Origin of the sequence: Limnohabitans sp. DM1 (genome assembly GCF_001269385.1) — a bacterium.
Lineage (GTDB): Bacteria > Pseudomonadota > Gammaproteobacteria > Burkholderiales > Burkholderiaceae_C > Limnohabitans_A.
Genome location: NZ_CXOO01000047.1, coordinates 22537 through 43569 on the forward strand (window position 1 = coordinate 22537; position 21033 = coordinate 43569).

The following is a 21033-nucleotide window of genomic DNA, read 5'->3' on the forward strand; positions in this document are numbered from 1 at the left end:
CCTTCAGCCTCTGGCCCTTGCGATGTGGCGGCTCACGCTGTCCATCAAGGTGGACAAGTCCATGGGTTTGGCCAGCACATCGTCCATGCCGGCATCCAGGCAGCGCTGCCTGTCCACCGGGTTGGTGTTGGCCGTCAAGGCAATGATGGGCATGTGTGCCGTCATGGCCGGAAACTGATGGCGTATCTGATGGGTCAAGGCCATGCCATCCATATCGGGCATGATCATGTCGATCAGGGCCACATCAAAACCTTGTTCATCGAGCAATTGCAGGGCTTGCGCCGCACTCTCGGCGGTCACGATGTGGGCTTTGGGCCAGCATTTTTGCAATTGCAAGCGTGCCACCATCAGGTTCATGCTGTTGTCGTCCACCACCAAAATGCGCAGCGCTTCTTCTGGGGGTGGCAAGCTGTCAGCCGTTGGCACTGGCATGGCCTTCGCCGAATTCAGGGGCACTTCAAACCAAAACGTGGCGCCCTGCCCGGGCTGGCTGGTCACCCCAATCTGCCCGCCTTGTAGGGTGACCAGTTTTTCACTGATCGACAAGCCCAAACCTGTGCCGCCATAGGTTCGGATGGTTTGCACATCGGCTTGTCCAAAACGGCTGAAAATGTGCGTTTGTTGGGATGGTGCAATGCCGCGCCCCGTGTCCATGACTTCGCAGCGCAATTGATCTTGATGGGCGATCATGCGCAGCTGCACCGTGCCTTTGGCTGTGAACTTCAGGGCGTTGCCGAGCAAGTTGCGCAGTATTTGCAAAAGACGTTGTCGGTCGGCATGGATGTATTGAGGCAGTTGGGGGTCCAGGTGACCACTCCAGCCAATGCCTTTTTCCAGTGCTTGTTGTTGGTGTGTTTGCAGCGCTTCTTGCAGCAGTGCAGACAATTCAAAATCGACCTCGTGCAACAAGAACTTTCCGGCTTGCAATTGAGAAAAGTCCAGGATGTCGTTGACAACCTGGAGCAAATGCATGGTGGAGCGGCGGATATGGTCCACCACCTCCACTTGATCGGGTTGCTCGGCCAACTCTTGGCGCAGCACGCCATTGAAGCCCAAAATGGCGTTCATCGGGGTACGCAATTCATGGCCAACAGCCGCCACAAACTCGTCTTTGTGCGCCTGTGCTTGCAGCAATGCCTCATGAGTTGCCTTGAGCTCCTCGTTGCGCTGGTGAAGTTGTTTCAGTTGTTCTTCATGCAAGTGCTCATACAAACGTACACCCAGCATCAAATTGGCAATGGCCAGCATGTTGTTCATCACCGCCCATGGCACCGCTTGTTGGGTGATGTGGGCTTGACTGCCTACCCAACCGTTCAGTGTGGCCAAAAACAAAGCGAAGATGGTCAACAGGATGATCGCAATCCAGACCACCGTGACTGCGGGGCCCAGAAGCAATAAAACAGGGACAGCCAGAACATTGAGCCAGACAATGGATGTGGAGTTCACCCCACCCGATTGGCTGGCGATGTAGGTAATCAGGAGCAAGCTGAACAAGGTGACGAGGTGCACCAAGACGGTGTAAAACTTGCGTTGACTTGCGAACAGCATCAAAACAACCATGATGATGCTGACGACCAAATTGGCGTTACGGTCGTAGTAGCCCGGGGGAATCAAATAAAACAAAAGCGAAGTCAAACCCACGGCCAACAAGTAAATGGCCAAGAGCTTTCTCTTGGATAACTGTGCGTTTGCGACCAGGCTTGAGCCGCCTATACGCATGAAAAAAGCCCCGTTGAACACCCGTTTGATGATGTTATCCACGCAGCTTTTCAATCAATCCATTGAGTTCATCGAGCGAACCAAACTGTATCGACAGCTCGCCCATTTCTTCAATCTTGCCCAATCGCTTGACGCGTTTTTTAACCCGCACCTCCACTTGCGCCATCAACAGGTCAGACAGTTCTTCTTCCACGCGGCGCGTGTCGCGGGATTTTTCTTTCTTGGGTTTCTGGGGAACCAGATTGAACTCGGCGCCCAGTTTTTTGGACAGGCTTTCCGCTTCACGCACCGACAGTTTTTTGGCCGATATCTGATTGGCCGCCGTGATCTGAGCCGCCTTGTCCAAAGAAAGCAATGCACGCGCATGGCCCATGTCCAGGTCCCCGGCCATGAGCATGGTTTGCACGGGCTCGGCCAGGTTCAGCAAACGCAACAAGTTGCTGGCAGCGCTGCGAGAACGGCCCACAGCTTGCGCAGCAGACTCGTGCGTCAGGCCAAACTCCTTGATCAGGCGGTGCAGGCCTTGCGCTTCTTCCAGCGGGTTGAGGTCTTCACGTTGAATGTTTTCAATCAGCGCCATAGCCGCTGCGGCCTCATTGGGCACGTCGCGCACCAGCACCGGCACACTGTCCAGACCGGCCAGCTTGGAGGCGCGAAAGCGCCGCTCGCCCGCGATGATTTCGTACTTGCCTGCATTGAGGCCGTCACTGAGTTGACGCACCAAAATCGGCTGCATGATGCCTTGGGCCTTGATGGATTCGGCCAACTCGTACAAGGCGCCCTCGTCCATGCGGGTGCGCGGCTGGTACATGCCGGGCACCATCTGGTCGAGCTTGAGCTGACTGGGCACGCCGCTTTCGGCGCTGCCCAGGGGCGGGTCTTCCACAGTGGGGCCCAGCAGGGCTTCGAGTCCTCGGCCAAGGCCTTTGGGTTTTTTGGTGACCATGGTCATTCCTTCATGAGTTTTTGCAAAAGCGCATGGCCTTGTGGCCAATGGCCCAACGAGGTGTCTGCGTTGATGTGTCCAGTCTGCCCGGCATCGACCCACTGGGCACCCCAGTCATGGGCCAGTGCTTGGGCGCGATCTGAGCGGCAAAAGGGATCGTTTTGACTGCCCACCAAGATACTGGCAAATGGCAGCCGCTGGCGCACGATGGGTGACCAGCCGGGCAATCGCTCTTTGAGTTCGGGCGCCTCTGTATCTCCGGGTGCCACAAGCAAAGCGCCCTGGACACGCTGGCTGTGCGCGGACAATGCGGCCCAAGCCGCCACCAAGATGCAGCCCAGGCTGTGGGCCACGAACACCACTTGGCCGGGCGCATCAATGACCACTTCATCAAGACGTGCCAACCAATCGCCTCGCTTTGGGCGCAGCCAATCGTTTTGCACCACTTCGGTGTAGCCATGTTCGCGCACCCAATGCATTTGCCAGTGATCAGGACCACTGCCTTGCCAGCCGGGCAAAATCAAAACGCTTGTCATGGCTTGGGTGTCCAGCGTGCTGTCAGAGTGTGGGAGCACGTCTGACCAACTCTTGTGCAAATTCAACATAGGCCTGGCTGCCCCGTGCAGCAGCATCGAACACCACACCCGGCAAGCCATAGCTGGGCGCTTCGGCCAATCGCACATTGCGCGGGATGACGGAGTCAAACACCTTGTCGCCAAAATGTGCCTTGAGCTGGTCGCTCACCTGCATTTGCAAGGTGATGCGCGGGTCGAACATCACGCGCAGCAAGCCGATGATTTTCAGGTCCCGGTTCATGTTGGCATGCACTTGCTTGATGGTGTTGACCAGATCGGTCAGGCCTTCCAGCGCAAAATACTCGCACTGCATGGGCACGATCACGCCATGGGCTGCACACAAGCCGTTCAAGGTCAGCATGGACAAGGATGGCGGGCAGTCTATGAGGATGAAGTCGTATTGGGCATCCACGGCTGCCAAAGCGGTTTTCAAGCGTTGGTCGCGACGATCGAGTTGAACCAACTCCACCTCAGCACCGGCCAATTCACGGTTGGCACACAAGACGTGGTAGCCGCATTTTTCGGCCAGCACGACCGCTTCGCGCACCGATGCCGATTCCAACAACACGTCATACACACTCATGCTTTGTTGACGCTTGTCGATGCCCGAACCCATGGTGGCGTTGCCCTGGGGGTCCAGATCCACCAGCAAGACGCGCTGCCCGACCTTGGCCAGGCCTGCGGCCAAATTGACAGAGGTGGTTGTTTTACCGACGCCACCCTTTTGGTTGGCGATACAAAAAATTTTGGCCATGTTGTCGCGTCCGGTTCAGTTATTTGGAAATGGCCAGCTTGATGCCAAAGCCGATGAGAAACAAGCCCGCCAGCTTTTCGAGCCAACGGCCGATCATGGGATTCGCCCGCATTTTGGCAGCCAGATAGTGGGTCAACATGGTCATGGCCAATCCATATAAAAAAGTCAAAGCAGCGATGGTGCCCGCCATGACACCAAAGCTGATCAGGCCCCCATGCGTTTTGGGGTCCACAAATAAAGGGAAAAATGCCATGTAGAACACGATGGCCTTGGGGTTGAGCAAGGTGATGGCCACGGCTTGCTGAAAATAATGCCGGGGCCGGATGTTCAAAACCGGCGCATCACCCGGTTTGGACGTCCACATCTTCCAGCCCAGCCAGGCCAAATACAGTGCACCCGCCCACTGCACGGCGGTAAAAGCTGTGGGGTAGGTGGCCAACACTGTGGCCACACCGGCCACTGCCAGCCACATGAGCACCTGATCCCCGGCGATGACGCCCATGGTGGCGCCCAAGCCACCGGCGATGCCGCCCTTGCTGGTCGATGTGATGAGCGCCAAATTGCCCGGGCCGGGTATGGCCAAAAACAGAACAATTGCAGCAACAAATGCACCGTAGTCTGATATCCCAAAGAACATGTGATCCTTTCAGAAAAGTGAGATGGTCTGGCGTTTAAAACTCATTTCGTCACAAGCAACTTGAAACCAAATCCAATCAAACACAAGCCTGCCAGCTTCTGCAGAAAACCGGTGATCTTGAGATTGGCACGCAAACGCTGAGCCATGTGATGTGTGACAAGCACGACCCCCAAACAGTACACGCCCCCCAATACCGCGATGGTTGCCGCCATCACTGCAAAAGTGATCCAGCCTTGGTGATGAACGGGATCGATGAACTGTGGGAAAAACGCGAAATAAAACATGATCGCTTTGGGGTTCAGCAAGGTGATCAGCATGGTTTCACTGAAATAGCGCCCAGACCGTATGTCCAAGGCAGGGCCTTCGCCTGGCTTGGCCGTGATCATCTTGAAACCCAACCAGCCCAAATAAGCAGCCCCAAGCCACTGCAAAAGCATGAACATGTTTGGCAGTGTTTTGAGCAAAGCCGCCACACCCGCCACAGTGAGCCACAGCAAAATTTGATCACCCAGCAACAAGCCGAGCACGGATGCAATGCCCCCGGATATCCCCCCTTTGCTGGTGGAGGTGATCAGCGCAAGATTCCCTGGCCCAGGCAATATGAGCAAAAGTACAAAAGCAGCTGCAAATGCGCCGTAGTCCGAGATGCCAAACATGTGAATTTTTTCTGGAGAATTTCACAAGTGTAAGTGATGGACCGTTTTGAAAACCCCTGAACCAAGTGTTTCACGTGAAACTCTGCTGCCAGCCCCCTTAACGATCACCCAATTCTTGCTGTTATGGGCTTGTCTACTGCCTTTGGGCTGCAAGGTTTATTGACAATTCGCGGATACAACCAACTGTTTATCCGGCCCTGTGAAGTTTTCAATGCTCAAAGATGTTGCAGGTCGTTGGACGAAGACCCCGACGAGAGCCTCTGCCGAAACCCAGCATGTCGTACTCTGCGAGTACCGACCTGCGAGATGACATGTCTCACACATTTCAAACCTCAGCGTGACGGATCAATAAGCATCAAACAGGCTTCATCCAGATCATGCAACGTTCGACATCGAGCCCAGGCACCGAGAGTGGTTCCACGTGAAACACTTTCACATTGGTGGGCAGCCCGTCGATCTCTGCCTGCGGATGTTTGCCTTTCATGGCCATCCAAACCCCCTGCCCGGCCAGCGCGCTGCGCGACCAGCTCACAAAGTCCGGCAACGAGGCGAAGGCTCGGCAGCAGATCACATCGAACGGGCCTGTCAGCGTTTCGACACGGGCATGGATGCCACGCAAATTGGGCAGCTTGAGGGTAGCTGCCACCTGCTGGATGAAAGCGGCTTTTTTGCCCACGGTGTCGACACAGCTCACATCAAGTTCAGGCTGGCAGATCGCTAACACAATGCCAGGCAAACCGCCGCCAGAGCCCACGTCCAACACCTTGGCTGCCTGGCCTTGGGTGTGGCGCACCAATGGCGCGATGGCCGTGAGGCTGTCGAGGAGGTGGTAGGTCAGCATTTCATGCGGGTCACGCACGGCCGTGAGGTTGTAGACCTTGTTCCATTTCTGGATCAGGCCAAGGTAGGCCATGAGCTGGTCCAACTGGGCAGGCGACAGATCCAGACCCAGATCGGACACACCCGCCTTCAGGGTTGCGAGCGCATCGCTCATGTGGGTTGGACCTCGTGAGCCGTGCTGCGGAAGCCTTTGAAGCCACCTTTTTTCAGGTGGATCAGAAGCAGCGAAACCGAGGCAGGGGTGATGCCCGAAATACGCGAAGCCTGCCCCAAGGTTTCGGGTCGGTATTTGGCCAGCTTCTGACGGGCTTCTATCGACAAGGCGGTGACCTGCAAATAATCCAGATCGGCCGGAAGTTTGAGGTTTTCGTAATGAGCAGACCGCTCGACCTCGTCCTTCTGGCGGTCAATGTAGCCGGAATACTTGGCAGCAATCTCGACTTGTTCGATGACAGCGTCGGACAAATCACCCAGCGTTTCACGTGAAACATCGGTGCTGATGTAGTGGCCCTCGTTCATGCCAGTCAGTTCGCCATAGCTCACGCCTGGTCGGCGCAGCAGATCGAACAGGTTGTATTCGTGGTCAATCGACTTGCCCAACACCCGGGCTGATTCTTCGGCGGGCAGGTTGCGAGGGTTCACCCACGTGGACTTGAGGCGTTCTGTTTCACGTGAAACAGCATCGCGTTTGCGGCTGAAAGCGTCCCAGCGGGCATCATCGACCAAGCCCATCTGACGGCCCACTTCTGTCAGGCGAGCGTCGGCGTTGTCCTCACGCAATTGCAATCTGAACTCGGCACGGCTGGTGAACATGCGGTAGGGCTCAGTGACACCTTGCGTGACCAGATCATCCACCAACACACCCAGATATGCCTGATCGCGTGCGGGCGTCCAGGCCGATTCACCCCGACATTGCAGCGCGGCATTGATGCCCGCAAACAAGCCTTGGGCAGCGGCCTCTTCGTAACCGGTTGTGCCGTTGATCTGTCCCGCAAAGAACAGGCCGTTGATCTGGCGCGTCTCAAAGCTGTTCTTCAGGGCGCGGGGGTCAAAGTAGTCGTATTCGATGGCGTAGCCGGGACGCAGGATGTGGCAGTTTTCGAGGCCCTTCATGGAGCGCACCAGGTCGTACTGGATGTCAAACGGCAAGCTGGTCGAGATGCCGTTGGGGTAGTACTCGTTCGTCGTCAGGCCTTCAGGCTCCAGAAAAATCTGGTGGCTGTCCTTGTCGGCAAAGCGGTTGATCTTGTCTTCCACACTCGGGCAGTAACGCGGGCCCACGCCCTCGATCTTGCCGGTGAACATGGGGCTTCGGTCAAAGCCGGAGCGGATGATCTCGTGTGTGCGCTCGTTGGTGTGGGTGATCCAGCACGGCACTTGCTGCGGGTGCATGACCGCGTTGCCCATAAAGCTGAACACCGGCACGCCACCTTCCGGGTTCATGCCGCCGGGCATGCCGTCGCCAGGCTGCTCGGTGCATTGGCTGAAGTCGATGGTGCGGCCATCAAGACGCGGTGGTGTGCCGGTCTTCAGGCGCCCTTGCGGTAACTTGAGTTCCTTCAGGCGTGCTGACAGGCTCACGGCGGGCGGATCGCCTGCGCGGCCCGCCGAATAGTTCTGCAGACCCACATGGATCTTGCCGTCCAAAAAGGTGCCCGCCGTCAGCACCACCGTGCGCGAACGGAAACGGATGCCCACCTGCGTCACGGCGCCAACCACGCGGTCACCTTCGACCATCAAATCATCCACGGCCTGCTGGAACAACCACAGGTTGGGCTGGTTTTCCAGCATGCGGCGGATGGCTGCTTTGTAGAGGATGCGGTCAGCTTGGGCTCGGGTGGCACGCACAGCCGGGCCTTTGGAGCTGTTGAGGATGCGGAACTGGATGCCGCCCTCATCCGTGGCCAGCGCCATGGCACCGCCCAAAGCGTCCACCTCTTTGACCAGGTGGCCCTTGCCAATGCCACCAATGGACGGGTTGCAGCTCATCTGCCCCAGCGTCTCGATGTTGTGGCTCAGCAAAAGCGTCTTGCTGCCCATGCGCGCTGCGGCCAATGCCGCTTCGGTGCCGGCATGGCCGCCACCGACCACGATCACGTCGAATTCTTGAGGGTAAAGCATGAAAAGTCTGCCTCGTTGAAAGGCCAAAAAAGAGGCGCCGCCTGCGCCATGGGGGCCGGCCTGCCACGGGCCGGGCTGATCTGCTTATTTTACAGGCAGGCACTTTGTCGGAGGTCGGTACTCGCAGAGTCCAACATTTTGGGTTTCTGCACAAGTCGATGTCGGGGTCATCGACCGCCGACCTACAACTTGATGAGCATTGAAAACTTCACAAGGCCGAGTCCATCGGTTTATGCACAAAGCGCATGATCTAACAGCCAAGAAGCCTTGGACAGGGCAACATGGCATCCGTAACATCTCGCATCACTGACGATCGGTCAGATTCACGAAAGACAAACCATGTCCAACCCAGTCGCAGGTCACACCGCCAAAAGCCAACACGCCCTGCCCTCTTACCTCAATGCCGAACATCTCGGTCCCTGGGGCATTTACCTTCAACAAGTTGACCGCGTCACGCCCTATTTGGGCAAGCTTTCACGTTGGGTCGAAACCCTCAAACGTCCTAAACGTGCATTGATCGTGGACGTGCCCATTGAACTGGACAACGGCACCATGGCCCACTTTGAGGGTTACCGTGTGCAGCACAACACCAGCAGAGGCCCCGGCAAAGGGGGCGTGCGCTTTCACCAGGATGTGACCTTGTCCGAAGTCATGGCCCTCTCAGCATGGATGTCGGTGAAAAACGCTGCGGTCAACCTGCCTTTTGGGGGCGCCAAAGGCGGCATCCGCGTCGACCCCAAAACGCTTTCACGCGGCGAACTCGAACGCCTGACACGCCGCTACACCAGCGAGATTGGCATCATCATCGGGCCCACCAAAGACATTCCTGCGCCTGACGTGAACACGAACGAACAGACCATGGCCTGGATGATGGACACCTACTCGATGAATGAAGGCTCCACGGCCACAGGCGTCGTCACAGGAAAACCCATTGCCTTGGGCGGCTCACTGGGCAGGCGTGAAGCCACCGGCCGGGGTGTGTTCACCGTGGCGCAAGAAGCAGCGCGGCACATCGGCATGGACATCCAGACCGCCCGTGTGGCCGTGCAAGGTTTTGGCAATGTCGGGGGCATCGCCGCCAAACTGTTTGCCCAAACAGGCGCCCTGGTGGTGGCTGTGCAAGACCATGGCGGCACGATTTATAGGGAAGCGGGTCTGGACGTACCTGCCCTGCTGGCGCATGTGGCCCATTCGGGCAGTGTCAAAGGGTTTGAACATGCCGAAGTGATCCCTGATGAACAGTTCTGGAGCGTGCGCTGCGACATCCTGATTCCGGCCGCCTTGGAGGAACAAATCACAACCGCCAACGCCTATCAAATCCAGGCACGCATGGTGATTGAAGGGGCCAACGGACCCACAACGCCAGAAGCTGACGACATCCTGCATGATCGCGGCGTCCTGGTAGTGCCCGACGTGATTGCCAACGCAGGGGGCGTCACGGTCAGTTATTTTGAATGGGTGCAGGATTTTTCGAGCTTCTTCTGGAGCGAAGACGACATCAACGGCCGACTGGTGCGCATCTTGCGCGAAGCCTTTGCCGCCATCTGGCACGTCGCCGATGAACACCAGGTCAGCCTGCGCACCGCCACCTTCATCGTGGCGTGCTCACGCATTTTGCAAGCACGAGAGCTGCGGGGCTTGTACCCTTGATCTTCATTTGTGTGAATGCAAAGGCAAGGCCCCTGCGGCCTTGACCTCCCCCAGCGAAAAGCTGGTGTGCAGGTCTTTCACATTGGGCAAGTTCAACAACACGTCACGGGCGAACACGCTGAATGCATTCAAATCACGGCACACCACTTGCAGCTCAAAAGTGCCTGTGCCGCTGATGTAGTGACAGGAAATCACTTCCGGTATTTTGAGGATGGCTTCTTCAAGTTGACGCGTCACATCACCCCGGTTGCGCTCGGCATCCAGACGCACAAAGGCGAACACGTCCAAGCCCACTTTGTGCCGGTCAATCTCAGCGCGATAGCCCTTGATCACTCCGGCCTCTTCAAGGGCTCGCACACGCCTCCAGCAAGGCGCTGCCGACAAGCCCACACGCTGCGCCAATTCAGCATTCGTCAATCGGCCATCTTTTTGCAGTTCATTCAAGATGGCCCAGTCAAATTTATCCAATGTTTCCATAATTCAACTTTTAAAGCAAGATTCTTTCAAATCATAGGGCAAATCCTGTCACATAAAGCAAGCCTATGTCTAGGGCATCGGCCTACACTGTTCCACAAGTTTCAACTGCAGGACATTCCCATGAACGCCCCATTGCCCGATTCGATCCGCCAGGCTTTAGAAACCGTGACGCTGGACGACAAATACAGCCTCGACGTGGGCCGTGCCTTCATGAGCGGCGTGCAGGCCCTGGTCAAACTGCCCATGCTGCAACGACAGCGCGACGCTTTGCAAGGCAAAAACACCGCAGGCTTCATCAGCGGCTATCGGGGCTCGCCACTGGGCAGCTATGACCAGTCACTGTGGAAAGCCAAAGAACACCTGAAAGCGCAAAACATCGTCTTCCAGCCCGGAGTGAACGAAGAACTGGCCGCCACCGCACTGTGGGGCACGCAGCAACTGGGCTTTGCACCCGCAGGCTCTAACCGCTTCGATGGCGTGTTCGGCATTTGGTACGGCAAAGGCCCGGGTGTGGACCGCTGCTCCGATGTGTTCAAACACGCGAACATGGCAGGCACCACACCCTGGGGTGGCGTGCTGGCCGTCACTGGCGATGACCATGTGGCCAAAAGCTCGACAGCAGCGCACCAGAGCGACCACATCTTCAAGGCCTGTGGCCTGCCCGTCTTTTTCCCGGCCAGCGTGCAAGACATCCTCGACCAGGGCTTGCATGCCATTGCCATGAGCCGCTATGCAGGCGTCTGGGCGGGCATGAAGACCATTCAGGAAATCGTCGAATCAAGTGCCACCGCACACATCGACCCTGAACGCGTGCAGATCATGCTGCCCGAATTTTCCATGCCACCGGGTGGCGTGCACATCCGCTGGCCCGACACCGCGCTGGAACAGGAAGCGCGTCTGTTCGACTACAAATGGTATGCAGCGCTGGCCTACATCCGAGCCAACAAGCTCAACCACAACGTGATTGAAGGACCCCATGACCGCTTTGGCCTGATCGCCAGCGGCAAGGCCTACAACGACACACGGCAAGCCCTGCTCGACCTGGGGCTGGATGACGAGCGTTGCCGCCAATTGGGCATACGCCTGCACAAGGTGAATGTGGTGTGGCCGCTCGAAGCCCAAACCACACGGGAATTTGCCACCGGGCTGCGCGAAATCCTGGTGGTCGAAGAAAAACGCCAAATCATCGAATACCAGCTCAAGGAAGAACTCTACAACTGGCGCGACGATGTGCGCCCCAACATCCTGGGCAAGTTTGATGAAGGTGAAGGCGATGTGTCAGGCGGTGAATGGTCCATCCCCAACCCGACAGAACGCACTTTGCTGCGTGCCAATGCCGACTTGACGCCCGCCATCATTGCCCGGGCGATTGCCAAGCGACTGCAGAAAATGGGTGTGGACAGCGACACCACAGCACGCATCCGCGACCACCTGACGGTACTGGACAAGAAAGAACAAGCCATGCAAACGCTCACCTTGGGCGCTGCAGCCGAACGTCAGCCCTGGTTTTGCTCAGGCTGCCCGCACAACACCTCCACCAAAGTGCCTGAAGGCTCGCGCGCCATGGCCGGCATTGGCTGCCACTTCATGAGCATCTGGATGGACCGCAGCACCGTGGGCTTTACCCAGATGGGTGGCGAAGGTGTGCCGTGGACCGGACAACAACCGTTCAGCCACGAACAACACATGTTCGCCAACCTGGGCGACGGCACCTACTTTCACAGCGGCTTGCTGGCCATTCGCCAAAGCGTGGCGTCGGGTGTGAACATCACCTACAAAATCCTCTACAACGACGCCGTGGCCATGACCGGTGGCCAGCAAATTGGTGAGCGCCCCGAAGGCCACAGCGTGCTGCAGATTGCACAAAGCATGAAAGCAGAGGGCACCCAGCGCACCGTGGTCGTGACCGACGAACCGGAAAAATACCAAGGCGTGACCTTGGCTGAAGGCGTGCAGGTATTTCACCGCGATGAACTCGACCGCATCCAGCGTGAGATGCGCGAAATCCAAGGCACCACCGTCATCATTTACGACCAGACCTGCGCCACAGAAAAGCGTCGCCGCCGCAAGCGCGGCACACTGGTCGACCCCGCTGTTCGGGTCATGATCAACGAAGAAGTCTGCGAAGGCTGTGGCGACTGCAGCGTGCAATCCAATTGTCTGTCGGTGGAACCCCTGGACACCGAGTTGGGTCGCAAACGCACCATCAACCAAAGCACCTGCAACAAGGACATGAGTTGCCTCAAAGGCTTTTGTCCCAGTTTTGTCACCTTGGAAGGCGGTCAGTTCAAAAAGAAATCGACCCTCGTCACACACACGCTCACACCCGCTGCATTGGGCGCCTTGCCTGAACCCACACTGCCAGACAACTCACACCCCTGGGGCATGGTGGTGGCGGGCGTTGGGGGCACAGGGGTCATCACCATAGGCCAACTGCTGGGCATGGCGGCGCACATGGAAGGCAAAGGCATCGTCACGCAAGATGCGGCAGGCCTGGCCCAAAAAGGCGGCGCCACCTGGAGCCATGTGCTGGTCGCCAACAGACAAAGCGACATCCGCACCACCCGGGTGGGTATGGCTGCAGCCGATCTCATTTTGGGATGCGACCCGATCGTCACCGCGTCCAAAGAAACGCTGTTGCGCATGCGCCCAGGCCGAACCCATGTAGCCCTCAACAGCAGCAGCACGCCCACAGCAGCGTTCGTGAAAAACGGCAACTGGGAAAACCCGGCAGAGCAATGCCTGGTTGAAATCAGCCAACAAGTGGGTGAGCAAGGCGTCGGCACCTTCAATGCCGACTTGCTGGCCAAACAACTCATGGGTGACACCATCTACGTCAACCCCATGATCCTGGGCTATGCCTGGCAAAAAGGCTGGATTCCCCTGCACCATGAATCCCTGGTGCGTGCCATCGAACTCAATGAAGTTGCAGTTCAAAACAACCTGACCGCCTTCGAATGGGGACGCCACGCGGCGCACCATCTGGACAAGCTCATGCAGCAAGTGCAGCCCGCACAGGCCATCACCTTCAAAAAACGTGAAAACCTTGAAATCATCTTGACCCAGCGCATTGCACGTTTGACCGAATACCAAAATGCAGCCTATGCCGAACGCTACCGCGTGTTCGTGGAACGCGTCAAAATGGCCGAAACCCCTTTGGGCAAAACAACGCTGAGTGAAACCGTGGCGCGTCATTTGTACAAACTGATGACCTACAAGGACGAATACGAAGTCGCCCGCCTGCACACGCAAACGGCTTTTCTGGACCGCATTGCGCAAAGCTTTGAAGGCGACTTCAAGGTGCATTACCACCTGGCGCCACCCCTGCTGGCCAAGCGCAATGACAAAGGCGAATTGGTCAAACAAAAATTCGGCCCCTTCATGCAAACCGCATTCAAAGGGCTGGCGCCTCTCAAAGTTTTGCGCGGCGGCGCTTTCGATGTGTTCGGTTACACCGAAGAACGCCGCACAGAACGCGCCTTGATCGGGGAATACATGCAGCACATCGAAAAAGTGATGTCGAACCTGAGCCACGACAACCATGCTCACGCCCTGGCCGTGGCGCAAGTGCCCGAAAACATCAAAGGTTTCGGCCACGTCAAGGAACGCAACCTCAAAGCTGCACGGGCGCTGTGGGCTTCTCTGTCAGCCATTTGAAGGTGGTGGGTGGCCGACACTTAAGCAAATGTCCAACAAAAAAGCCATGCGAGAGCATGGCTTTTTTTGTAGCACTTGACGATCGCTTTCAGCGAGAGTCAGGCAACTCAATCTTGACTTCTAGCACCTCAAGATTGTCCTGACGTTCCAGATTGACTTTGATATCGTCCAAATTGATCTTGATGTACTTGCTGATAACGGCCACCAACTCACGCTGCAAATCAGGTAAGTAGTCAGGCTCAGCGGCATTGCGGCCGCTGCGTTCGTGGGCCAGGATGATCTGCAGGCGTTCTTTGGCCACACTGGCCGTTTGTTTTTTTTCGCCTGCAAGAAATGAAAGGAGGGACATGACTTAGCCTCCGAAAAGACGCTTGAAAAAACCTGCCTTCTCAGCGTCAATGAAACGCATGGGTTTGTCTTCACCCAGGAAACGATCAATCACGTCTTTATAGGCTTCAGACACATCCGTGTTGGCCATGTGGATCGCAGGCGTGCCCTGGTTGGAAGCTTGCAAGACCTTGTCACTCTCCGGAATGACTCCCAGCAGTTTGATGCGCAAAATGTCCTGAATATCTTGCAAAGACAACATCTGGCCATCTTCCACACGATGCGGGTTGTAGCGTGTGATCAAGAGGTGCTCCTTGATCGGCTCCAGACCTTCAATGGCCCGTTTGGTCTTGCTGCCCAGCATGCCCAAAATGCGATCAGAATCACGCACGGATGAGACTTCCGGGTTGGTCACAACCAGCGCCTCATCGGCAAAATGCATGGCCATCAAGGCACCGGTTTCAATTCCCGCTGGCGAGTCGCAAACGATGTATTCAAAGCCCATGGTGCTCAGATCCTTGAAAACCTTTTCGACGCCTTCCAGGGTTAAAGCATCCTTGTCACGGGTTTGAGAAGCCGCCAGCACATACAGGTTTTCGCACTGCTTGTCCTTGATCAAGGCCTGGTTCAAGTTGGCTTCACCTTGAATCACGTTGATGAAGTCATAGACCACGCGGCGCTCACAGCCCATGATGAGGTCCAGATTACGCAAGCCCACATCAAAGTCGATGACCGCTGTTTTGAAGCCTTTGAGGGCCAGGCCTGTAGCGAAACTGGCACTGGTTGTGGTTTTGCCCACACCACCTTTGCCGGAAGTCACAACGACGATTTTTGCCATGGGGAATCTTTCTTGGACAAAAGGAAAAAGAAGAAAAAGATTTTCAGGTTTGCAAGGGGGTGATCAACAACTTGTCACCCTCGGCGCCTGATTGCAGGCATACCTGTGCAGGCATGCCCAACACATTTTTTGACAGTGCATTTTCGCTGGTGCGATACACACCGGCAATCGAGACCAGTTCAGGCTCCATGGATTGCGCAAAAATTCTTGCATTCACATTGCCGCGCGCACCTGCAATGGCTTTTCCGCGCAATGCACCATAAATATGAATACTTCCATCGGCAATCACTTCTGCACCCGGATTAACAACGGCCATCACCACCAAATCGCGACCTTTGGCGTAAACCTGCTGGCCTGAACGCAAAGGCTTGTCAATCACCATGGCTCCCAAAGGCGCAGTAGGCGGTGGGGGTGGGGCCACAACATCAACTGCTTCAGCAGCAAGCACAGGACGTCTTATACGGGCATCTGAAGCATTGACCAACCCAAGGGCTAGGGCTGTGGCCAACAAGGCCTCCTGAGCCCCTTTGACGGCCAATGGCACCATTGCATGCTGACGTAAGACATCAAGCAGACCAGGCAAGTCCAAGGAAACGTCTTCGTATGACAGAGCGCTGACATCAATGATGACGGGTTCTTGATCGAAAAAACCAGGACTGTCAGCCAATTGCTGAGCCAAAGCGATCGCAACGCTTGGAACATCGTTTGTTTTGAGCATCAAAACGACTGCGGGCAAGTCAGCGCTTTTGATCTCGTAACAGTGGGAAAGTGAAGTTTCTGAAACGATGGCCATGGTGGCGTGTGCGGTAGAAAGGGGCAAATTTTACAGCGCACTTGTTTTTTGTTCTTTCTCTATATTTTTAAATATCTAAATAGCAGTAGTAGATAAGGGGCGCATGTCAGTGTGGATAAATCTGTTTTCATGTGTTCTGACAGACACTTAAGGCATCCGCCATCATGTGGGCGCCATTGCGTTTGAACTGTCTTCGAAATATGAACAACTTGGGCAAAAGTGTTTGGCCTGTGGATAAGTGCACACTTGCGCCAGTTTTATCCACAGCTTTGTTAGAAGGCGCCGATCAGCTGGTCATCAGCCATTGAATGAGGCCTTTGGCCACAAAGCCGAGCATGCCGAAGGCCAGACCCAGAAAAATGACAAAGGTTCCAAATTTTCCAGCTTTCGATTCCCATGCCAATTGGCCAATGATGAACAGCATGTAAAGCATGAAAGCGCCTACACCCACCGTGAGGCCAAACAAGGCAAATTCTTCTTCTGTCAACCCGAACATCACTGTTGACCTTGCGCATTCAAGCGCTCCTGGAGTTCACTGACATCCACCAGCGCACGGTAGGCGTGCCAGCTGCCGTGTCCGAGCATGGGCACGATGAAAATCAAACCCAGAAACATCGAAAAAATACCAAGTAGACAAAAACCCAAGAGCAAAAAAGCCCACAGCGCCATGGGAACAGGGTGTGTTAGCAAGGCTTTCCAGCTCGTCAGTACCGCTTGAAATATCGTTACCCGGCGGTCCAGCAGCAAAGGCATGGACACCACACTCGATGCAAAAACGGGTGCGGCCATCATTGCGCCCAGTGCGAGCCATATTTCAAACAACGGGTTGTCCTGGCTCAGTACCACCAGGCGGATGAAGTCAAGAGGGGTGTGAATTGGGGCAGGCGCCAGCAAGGTGATCAGGGCCGCAGACGTGATGACCCAGCCGGTGCCCGCCAAGCCCAAAAGAATGCCAAAGCGGATCAGGCTCCAATAGCTGTCTGGTTCATGGCGCAGCTTCAATTGCCATTGCGTCCAGGTGTCGATCAATAAACCCAAATCGACCTTTTCCCCCTTTTCCATGGCACGGCTCATGGCATACAGGCTGGTGGCCAATACCGGTGCGATGACCAAAAAACCAGACAAGGCTCCCGCGAGCAACCAAAATCTGTCGTGCGCCAACAAGGTGATCAAGCCACCCAAAATGGCCAAAATCAGACCATGCATCATGCTTAATAAAGGCGAGCGTGCCAGGTCCTTGAAACCCAATGCCAACCAATGCAGAGGTTGGTCCATGGTGATGGGCAAGATGAGGGGTAAATGGGGTTCAGAAGGTGTCTGAACTGTGTGCGGGTGTTGCGTCATTGGGCGAGCCTACACAAGCAGTGATCTTCAAGTATTGATGTGTGTCAATTCATGAAAGTGAATTTGAAAAGCCGACCCGCTCAGCATGGGTAGCCGTATTTTTGAAGTCATGCAAAACACAAGGGCCTTATAGGCCCACGCGCTTCAATAACGCCAATAACGGCCCCCACCAAAATAGATGTTGCCGCGTCTGTCGTGCATATGTTTGAAGGTTTCAGCATCAAAAATCTTCTTTTGTTCAGCATTCAGATCGGCATAGAAATTCTTGGTGATGTCCACATGTTTTTTCATCACCGCGTCTCGTTGCGCTTTGTGCGCAAGCATTTGGTCAAGGCGTTCAGGGGTGCTGAGTTTTGCCATGGCAACAGGATCAGGCCGTGGAAAAACCGGTGGTGGCGATTGCAAGTGTTGTGCAAACGCTTGCCAGGCAGCGGATTGCCCAGGGGCCAATTTCAGTTTGTCATGGAGATCAGCCAAATCCTTGCTGTGTATCTCTTCCATGTGCTGACGCATGTATTGCACGCGATCTGGGTGTGCTGATGGCGCTGTGGGTGAATTGGCAGGTGCGTTTTGCGCCAAGGAAAACCCCGACAGGCTGACCATCAGACTGGCGGTGATCATGGGGTTGCGAAGAAATTTCATGGCAAACATCCTTTCAGTGATAAGACGCAGTCAGTGTGCAGCGCTCATGTGTATGGGATGTGCAGTGCATGCAGTGATTTGTAAAGTTCAGCAACTTGCTGAAGAATGACAATTCAACCCTCAAACCACGATTTCCTTGCTTGCCCATCGTGCAGTTGTGCACAAAAAGGGTTCAAGGATGCTTGACCCACCCCAAAGTGAGTCACGAGCATCATCGTTGTGTGCTCTAAAGTCGGTGTTCTGGACCACTGAATTGCGAAAGTGCATCTGCGCCATGCCATACAACATGCGAAGTGGCAAAAACAGCTCAGAAAGCCCTGAGGACAGGGATCTTTGAAAGTGGCGATTACTTTTTGGTTTTGCAGGTATTGATGCCCAGCAAGCTGTAGGGTGGGCACCAGCCGATCAGGCCAGTGGCAATGGGTACCAGTCCCAACCAGCCCCAGACGCCGATTTGGCTGGACAGGGTCAAGCCCACCAGAATCAGGCCTGCCAGCACGCGAACGATGCGTTCAATACCACCAATGTTTTGGGTCATAACAACTCCTTCAAAGTGAAAAATCAAGCAGCAACAAAATAACCTTCGTCAGCAATGGCCTGTGCAAAAGTTTCACGGGGCTTCTCGGAATCCACTTGCACCGTGTTGTGAAGACGATCAATCGTGACTTTGGCCTGGGCGTCAATAGCCAGTAAGGCTTTGGTGACGGCCTTTTCGCAATGGCCGCACGTCATGCCCTCAACAGTGAAAATCTGGTTCATGATAGGGCTTTCTGATAAACCCTTATGGGTATATTTGGAGCATAGATCAAAAAGGGGCCGTGGACATGACACAGATCAAAAACGAACCCCAATCCATCGATATCGGTATTGGGGGCATGACCTGCGCTTCATGTGTGTCGCGGGTTGAAAAGGCGCTGAACAAAGTGCCCGGTGTAACCTCCGCCACCGTCAACCTGGCCACCGAATCGGCACGCATTTCTGTGCAATCGGACGAGGTCACCGATGCCCGTTTGCGCCGTGCCATCCGCGATGCCGGTTATGAGCCCCTCACCCCACAGGCGGTGCAGGCGGCTGAAAACGGATCCACCTGGTCGGGCTTCATGCCAGTGGCGTTTGGCCTCTTGCTGTCAGCACCTCTGGTCTTGCCCATGCTTGGGAGTTTGTGGGGACAGCACTGGATGCTGCCACCTTGGCTACAGTTTGCCTTGGCCACACCCGTGCAATTCATTTTGGGCGCACGCTTTTACAAGGCCGGGTGGCACGCCCTCAAAGCCTTCACGGGCAATATGGATTTGCTGGTGGCCTTGGGCACCACGGCCGGGTGGCTGCTGTCGGTCTGGCTGTGGCTCACGGCGCATCCGGGTCACGCGCCGCATCTGTACTTTGAAGGCTCAGCCGTGGTCATCACCCTGGTCCTGCTGGGCAAGTGGCTGGAAGCGCGTGCCAAACGTCAAACCACCGAAGCCATTCGCGCCCTCCATGCGCTGCGCCCCGACAAAGCCCACTGGATCAGCGAAGACGGCGAAGTCGATGTGCCTGTGGATGAAATTCTGGTGGGCGATCTGATCGTGGTGCGCCCGGGCGAACGCATTCCCCTCGACGGCCAATTGGTCGAAGGCCAAACCCAGGTGGATGAAGCCATGCTCACGGGCGAGCCCTTGCCGGTGTCCAAAGCCATGGGGGCACAACTCACGGGGGGCTCCATCAACGGCGATGGCCGCGTCTTGATGCGCGTGCAGGCTGTGGGTCATGAAACCGTGCTCTCGCACATCATCCGCCTGGTAGAAGACGCGCAAGCGGCCAAAGCGCCCATACAGCGCCTGGTGGACAAAGTGGCTGAAATTTTTGTGCCCGTGGTCTTGGTGGTGGCTTTGATCACCCTGGCGGTCTGGATGTTCATGGGGGCATCATTTGAGAACGCCTTGATCCATGCGGTGGCTGTGCTGGTGATCGCCTGTCCTTGCGCATTGGGTTTGGCCACGCCCGTGGCCATCATGGCGGGCACAGGCGTGGCGGCCCAACACGGCATCCTGATCAAGGACGCCCAGGCGCTGGAGATTGCACACCAGGTGCAAACCGTGGCTTTTGACAAGACCGGCACCCTCACAGTGGGCCAGCCACGCCTGACGCACCAAGTGCCCGCACCCGGGCACGATGGTCAAACCGTGCTGGCCTGGGCCGCAGCGGTGCAAAGCGGCAGCGAACACCCCTTGGCCCGTGCAGTGCTGAGCGCTGCACTGGCACAAGGGCAAAGCTTGATGAGCGCGCAAGAGGTGAGCGCTGTGCCGGGCAAAGGCGTGCAAGCTACTGTGGATGGCCACCACCTGATGCTGGGCAGCCTGCGCTGGCTGCAGCAAGAAGGCCTGGACAGCGCCTTGTGGGCTGATGAAATCAAGTCATTGCAGGCTGTTGGCGCCACGCTGTCAGCACTGGCTGAACGTGGCCCCGCAGGCGTGCAAGGTCTGCTCTTGATGGCGTTTGGCGATGAACCCAAGCCAGGCGCTGCGCAGGCCCTGGCTGCGCTGCGAGAGCGGGGTCTGAAACTCGTCATGATCTCTGGCGACAACCAGGCCGCCGCAGAAGCCATGGCACGTCGTCTGGGCCTGCGTCCTGAAGCGGGTGAAGTATTGGCCGATGTGCTTCCCGGTGACAAATCCGCACAGGTGCAAAAACTGCGCGAGGGCGGTCGCATCGTGGCCATGGTGGGCGATGGTGTCAACGACGCACCGGCCCTGGCAGCCGCCGATGTGGGCCTGGCCATGGGCAACGGCACCGACGTGGCCATGCATGCGGCAGGCATCACCCTCATGCGTGGTGACGTGGCTCTCGTGGGCGCAGCGCTCGACATCTCGGCGCGCACCGTGGCCAAAATCCAGCAAAACCTGTTTTGGGCTTTTGCCTACAACGTGGCGGGCATTCCCCTGGCGGCCATGGGTTACCTCAACCCGGTGATTGCCGGCGGCGCCATGGCCCTGAGTTCGGTCAGCGTGATGGGCAACGCCTTGCTGCTCAAACGCTGGAAACCCAAAGACTGAAGCGGCCCACAACAGGCCTTTT

General features: G+C 56.3%; 20 protein-coding genes. 3 read left to right on the plus strand and 17 right to left on the minus strand.

Annotation, left to right across the window (positions count from 1 at the left end; translation table 11 throughout):
• Nucleotides 1–3 precede the first annotated feature (3 nt).
• The 8 genes from AMM33_RS17315 to mnmG form a co-directional block, all read right to left on the minus strand.
• Nucleotides 4–1761, minus strand: coding sequence for an ATP-binding protein (locus tag AMM33_RS17315; protein ID WP_090142526.1), 1758 nt, complete (start codon nt 1759–1761; stop codon nt 4–6).
• Complete coding sequence (locus AMM33_RS17320; RefSeq protein WP_090142571.1) at nt 1754–2665, minus strand: ParB/RepB/Spo0J family partition protein; 912 nt, start codon at nt 2663–2665, stop codon at nt 1754–1756. Before AMM33_RS17320 ends, AMM33_RS17315 begins: the two co-directional genes overlap by 8 nt.
• 2 nt (nt 2666–2667) lie before the next feature.
• Nucleotides 2668–3201 (minus strand): RBBP9/YdeN family alpha/beta hydrolase, encoded by a 534-nt coding sequence (locus AMM33_RS17325; RefSeq protein WP_090142572.1) that lies wholly within the window; start codon nt 3199–3201, stop codon nt 2668–2670.
• Between the two features lie 22 nt (nt 3202–3223).
• Complete coding sequence (locus AMM33_RS17330) at nt 3224–3994, minus strand: ParA family protein (protein ID WP_090142527.1); 771 nt, start codon at nt 3992–3994, stop codon at nt 3224–3226.
• Between the two features lie 19 nt (nt 3995–4013).
• Nucleotides 4014–4631 (minus strand): LysE family translocator, encoded by a 618-nt coding sequence (locus tag AMM33_RS17335; protein ID WP_090142528.1) that lies wholly within the window; start codon nt 4629–4631, stop codon nt 4014–4016.
• A 41-nt stretch (nt 4632–4672) separates the two neighbouring features.
• A complete protein-coding gene (locus AMM33_RS17340) occupies nt 4673–5287 on the minus strand; it encodes a LysE family transporter (protein ID WP_090142529.1) in 615 nt (204 codons plus the stop codon).
• Nucleotides 5288–5642: 355 nt separating this feature from the next.
• Nucleotides 5643–6281: a 16S rRNA (guanine(527)-N(7))-methyltransferase RsmG gene (rsmG, locus tag AMM33_RS17345; RefSeq protein ID WP_090142530.1), complete on the minus strand. Its 639-nt coding sequence runs from the start codon at nt 6279–6281 to the stop codon at nt 5643–5645.
• The gene (mnmG, locus tag AMM33_RS17350) at nt 6278–8248 is read right to left on the minus strand and encodes a tRNA uridine-5-carboxymethylaminomethyl(34) synthesis enzyme MnmG (RefSeq protein ID WP_090142531.1); all 1971 of its coding nucleotides are present in this window, start codon (nt 8246–8248) and stop codon (nt 6278–6280) included. The genes rsmG and mnmG overlap by 4 nt, the downstream gene beginning before the upstream one ends.
• Before the next feature lie 339 nt (nt 8249–8587).
• On the opposite strand from mnmG, the gene AMM33_RS17355 reads away from it, so the two are divergent.
• A complete protein-coding gene (locus AMM33_RS17355; protein ID WP_090142532.1) occupies nt 8588–9898 on the plus strand; it encodes a Glu/Leu/Phe/Val family dehydrogenase in 1311 nt (436 codons plus the stop codon).
• Nucleotides 9899–9901: 3 nt separating this feature from the next.
• Here the strand turns inward: AMM33_RS17355 and AMM33_RS17360 are convergent, their stop codons facing one another.
• Nucleotides 9902–10375: an Lrp/AsnC family transcriptional regulator gene (locus tag AMM33_RS17360; RefSeq protein ID WP_090142533.1), complete on the minus strand. Its 474-nt coding sequence runs from the start codon at nt 10373–10375 to the stop codon at nt 9902–9904.
• 120 nt (nt 10376–10495) lie between these two features.
• Between AMM33_RS17360 and AMM33_RS17365 the strand changes: the two genes are divergently transcribed.
• Nucleotides 10496–14032 (plus strand): indolepyruvate ferredoxin oxidoreductase family protein, encoded by a 3537-nt coding sequence (locus AMM33_RS17365; protein WP_090142534.1) that lies wholly within the window; start codon nt 10496–10498, stop codon nt 14030–14032.
• An 88-nt stretch (nt 14033–14120) separates the two neighbouring features.
• On the opposite strand, the gene minE is transcribed toward AMM33_RS17365, so the two are convergent.
• The 8 genes from minE to AMM33_RS17405 all read right to left on the minus strand — a co-directional run bounded on the left by minE (nt 14121) and on the right by AMM33_RS17405 (nt 18735).
• Nucleotides 14121–14381, minus strand: a complete 261-nt coding sequence (minE, locus tag AMM33_RS17370; RefSeq protein ID WP_090142535.1) for a cell division topological specificity factor MinE — start codon at nt 14379–14381, stop codon at nt 14121–14123.
• 3 nt (nt 14382–14384) lie between these two features.
• Nucleotides 14385–15197, minus strand: coding sequence for a septum site-determining protein MinD (minD, locus tag AMM33_RS17375; protein ID WP_090142536.1), 813 nt, complete (start codon nt 15195–15197; stop codon nt 14385–14387).
• Between the two features lie 43 nt (nt 15198–15240).
• Nucleotides 15241–15990, minus strand: a complete 750-nt coding sequence (minC, locus tag AMM33_RS17380) for a septum site-determining protein MinC (protein WP_090142537.1) — start codon at nt 15988–15990, stop codon at nt 15241–15243.
• A gap of 286 nt (nt 15991–16276) precedes the next feature.
• Entirely contained in the window at nt 16277–16486 is a 210-nt protein-coding gene (locus AMM33_RS17385) for a DUF2788 domain-containing protein (protein ID WP_194945533.1), read from the minus strand.
• Nucleotides 16486–17265 carry a DUF2189 domain-containing protein gene (locus AMM33_RS17390; RefSeq protein ID WP_228768209.1) on the minus strand — a complete coding sequence of 260 codons (780 nt, stop codon included), beginning with the start codon at nt 17263–17265 and terminating at the stop codon, nt 16486–16488. Before AMM33_RS17390 ends, AMM33_RS17385 begins: the two co-directional genes overlap by 1 nt.
• 213 nt (nt 17266–17478) lie before the next feature.
• Nucleotides 17479–17835, minus strand: coding sequence for a Spy/CpxP family protein refolding chaperone (locus AMM33_RS17395; RefSeq protein WP_194945534.1), 357 nt, complete (start codon nt 17833–17835; stop codon nt 17479–17481).
• A gap of 487 nt (nt 17836–18322) precedes the next feature.
• On the minus strand, nt 18323–18514 hold the full coding sequence (locus tag AMM33_RS17400; protein WP_090142541.1) for a YgaP family membrane protein: 192 nt from the start codon (nt 18512–18514) through the stop codon (nt 18323–18325).
• Nucleotides 18515–18537: 23 nt separating this feature from the next.
• Nucleotides 18538–18735 (minus strand): heavy-metal-associated domain-containing protein, encoded by a 198-nt coding sequence (locus tag AMM33_RS17405; RefSeq protein WP_090142542.1) that lies wholly within the window; start codon nt 18733–18735, stop codon nt 18538–18540.
• Nucleotides 18736–18800: 65 nt separating this feature from the next.
• Between AMM33_RS17405 and AMM33_RS17410 the strand changes: the two genes are divergently transcribed.
• Nucleotides 18801–21011 (plus strand): heavy metal translocating P-type ATPase, encoded by a 2211-nt coding sequence (locus tag AMM33_RS17410; RefSeq protein ID WP_090142543.1) that lies wholly within the window; start codon nt 18801–18803, stop codon nt 21009–21011.
• Nucleotides 21012–21033 lie beyond the last annotated feature (22 nt).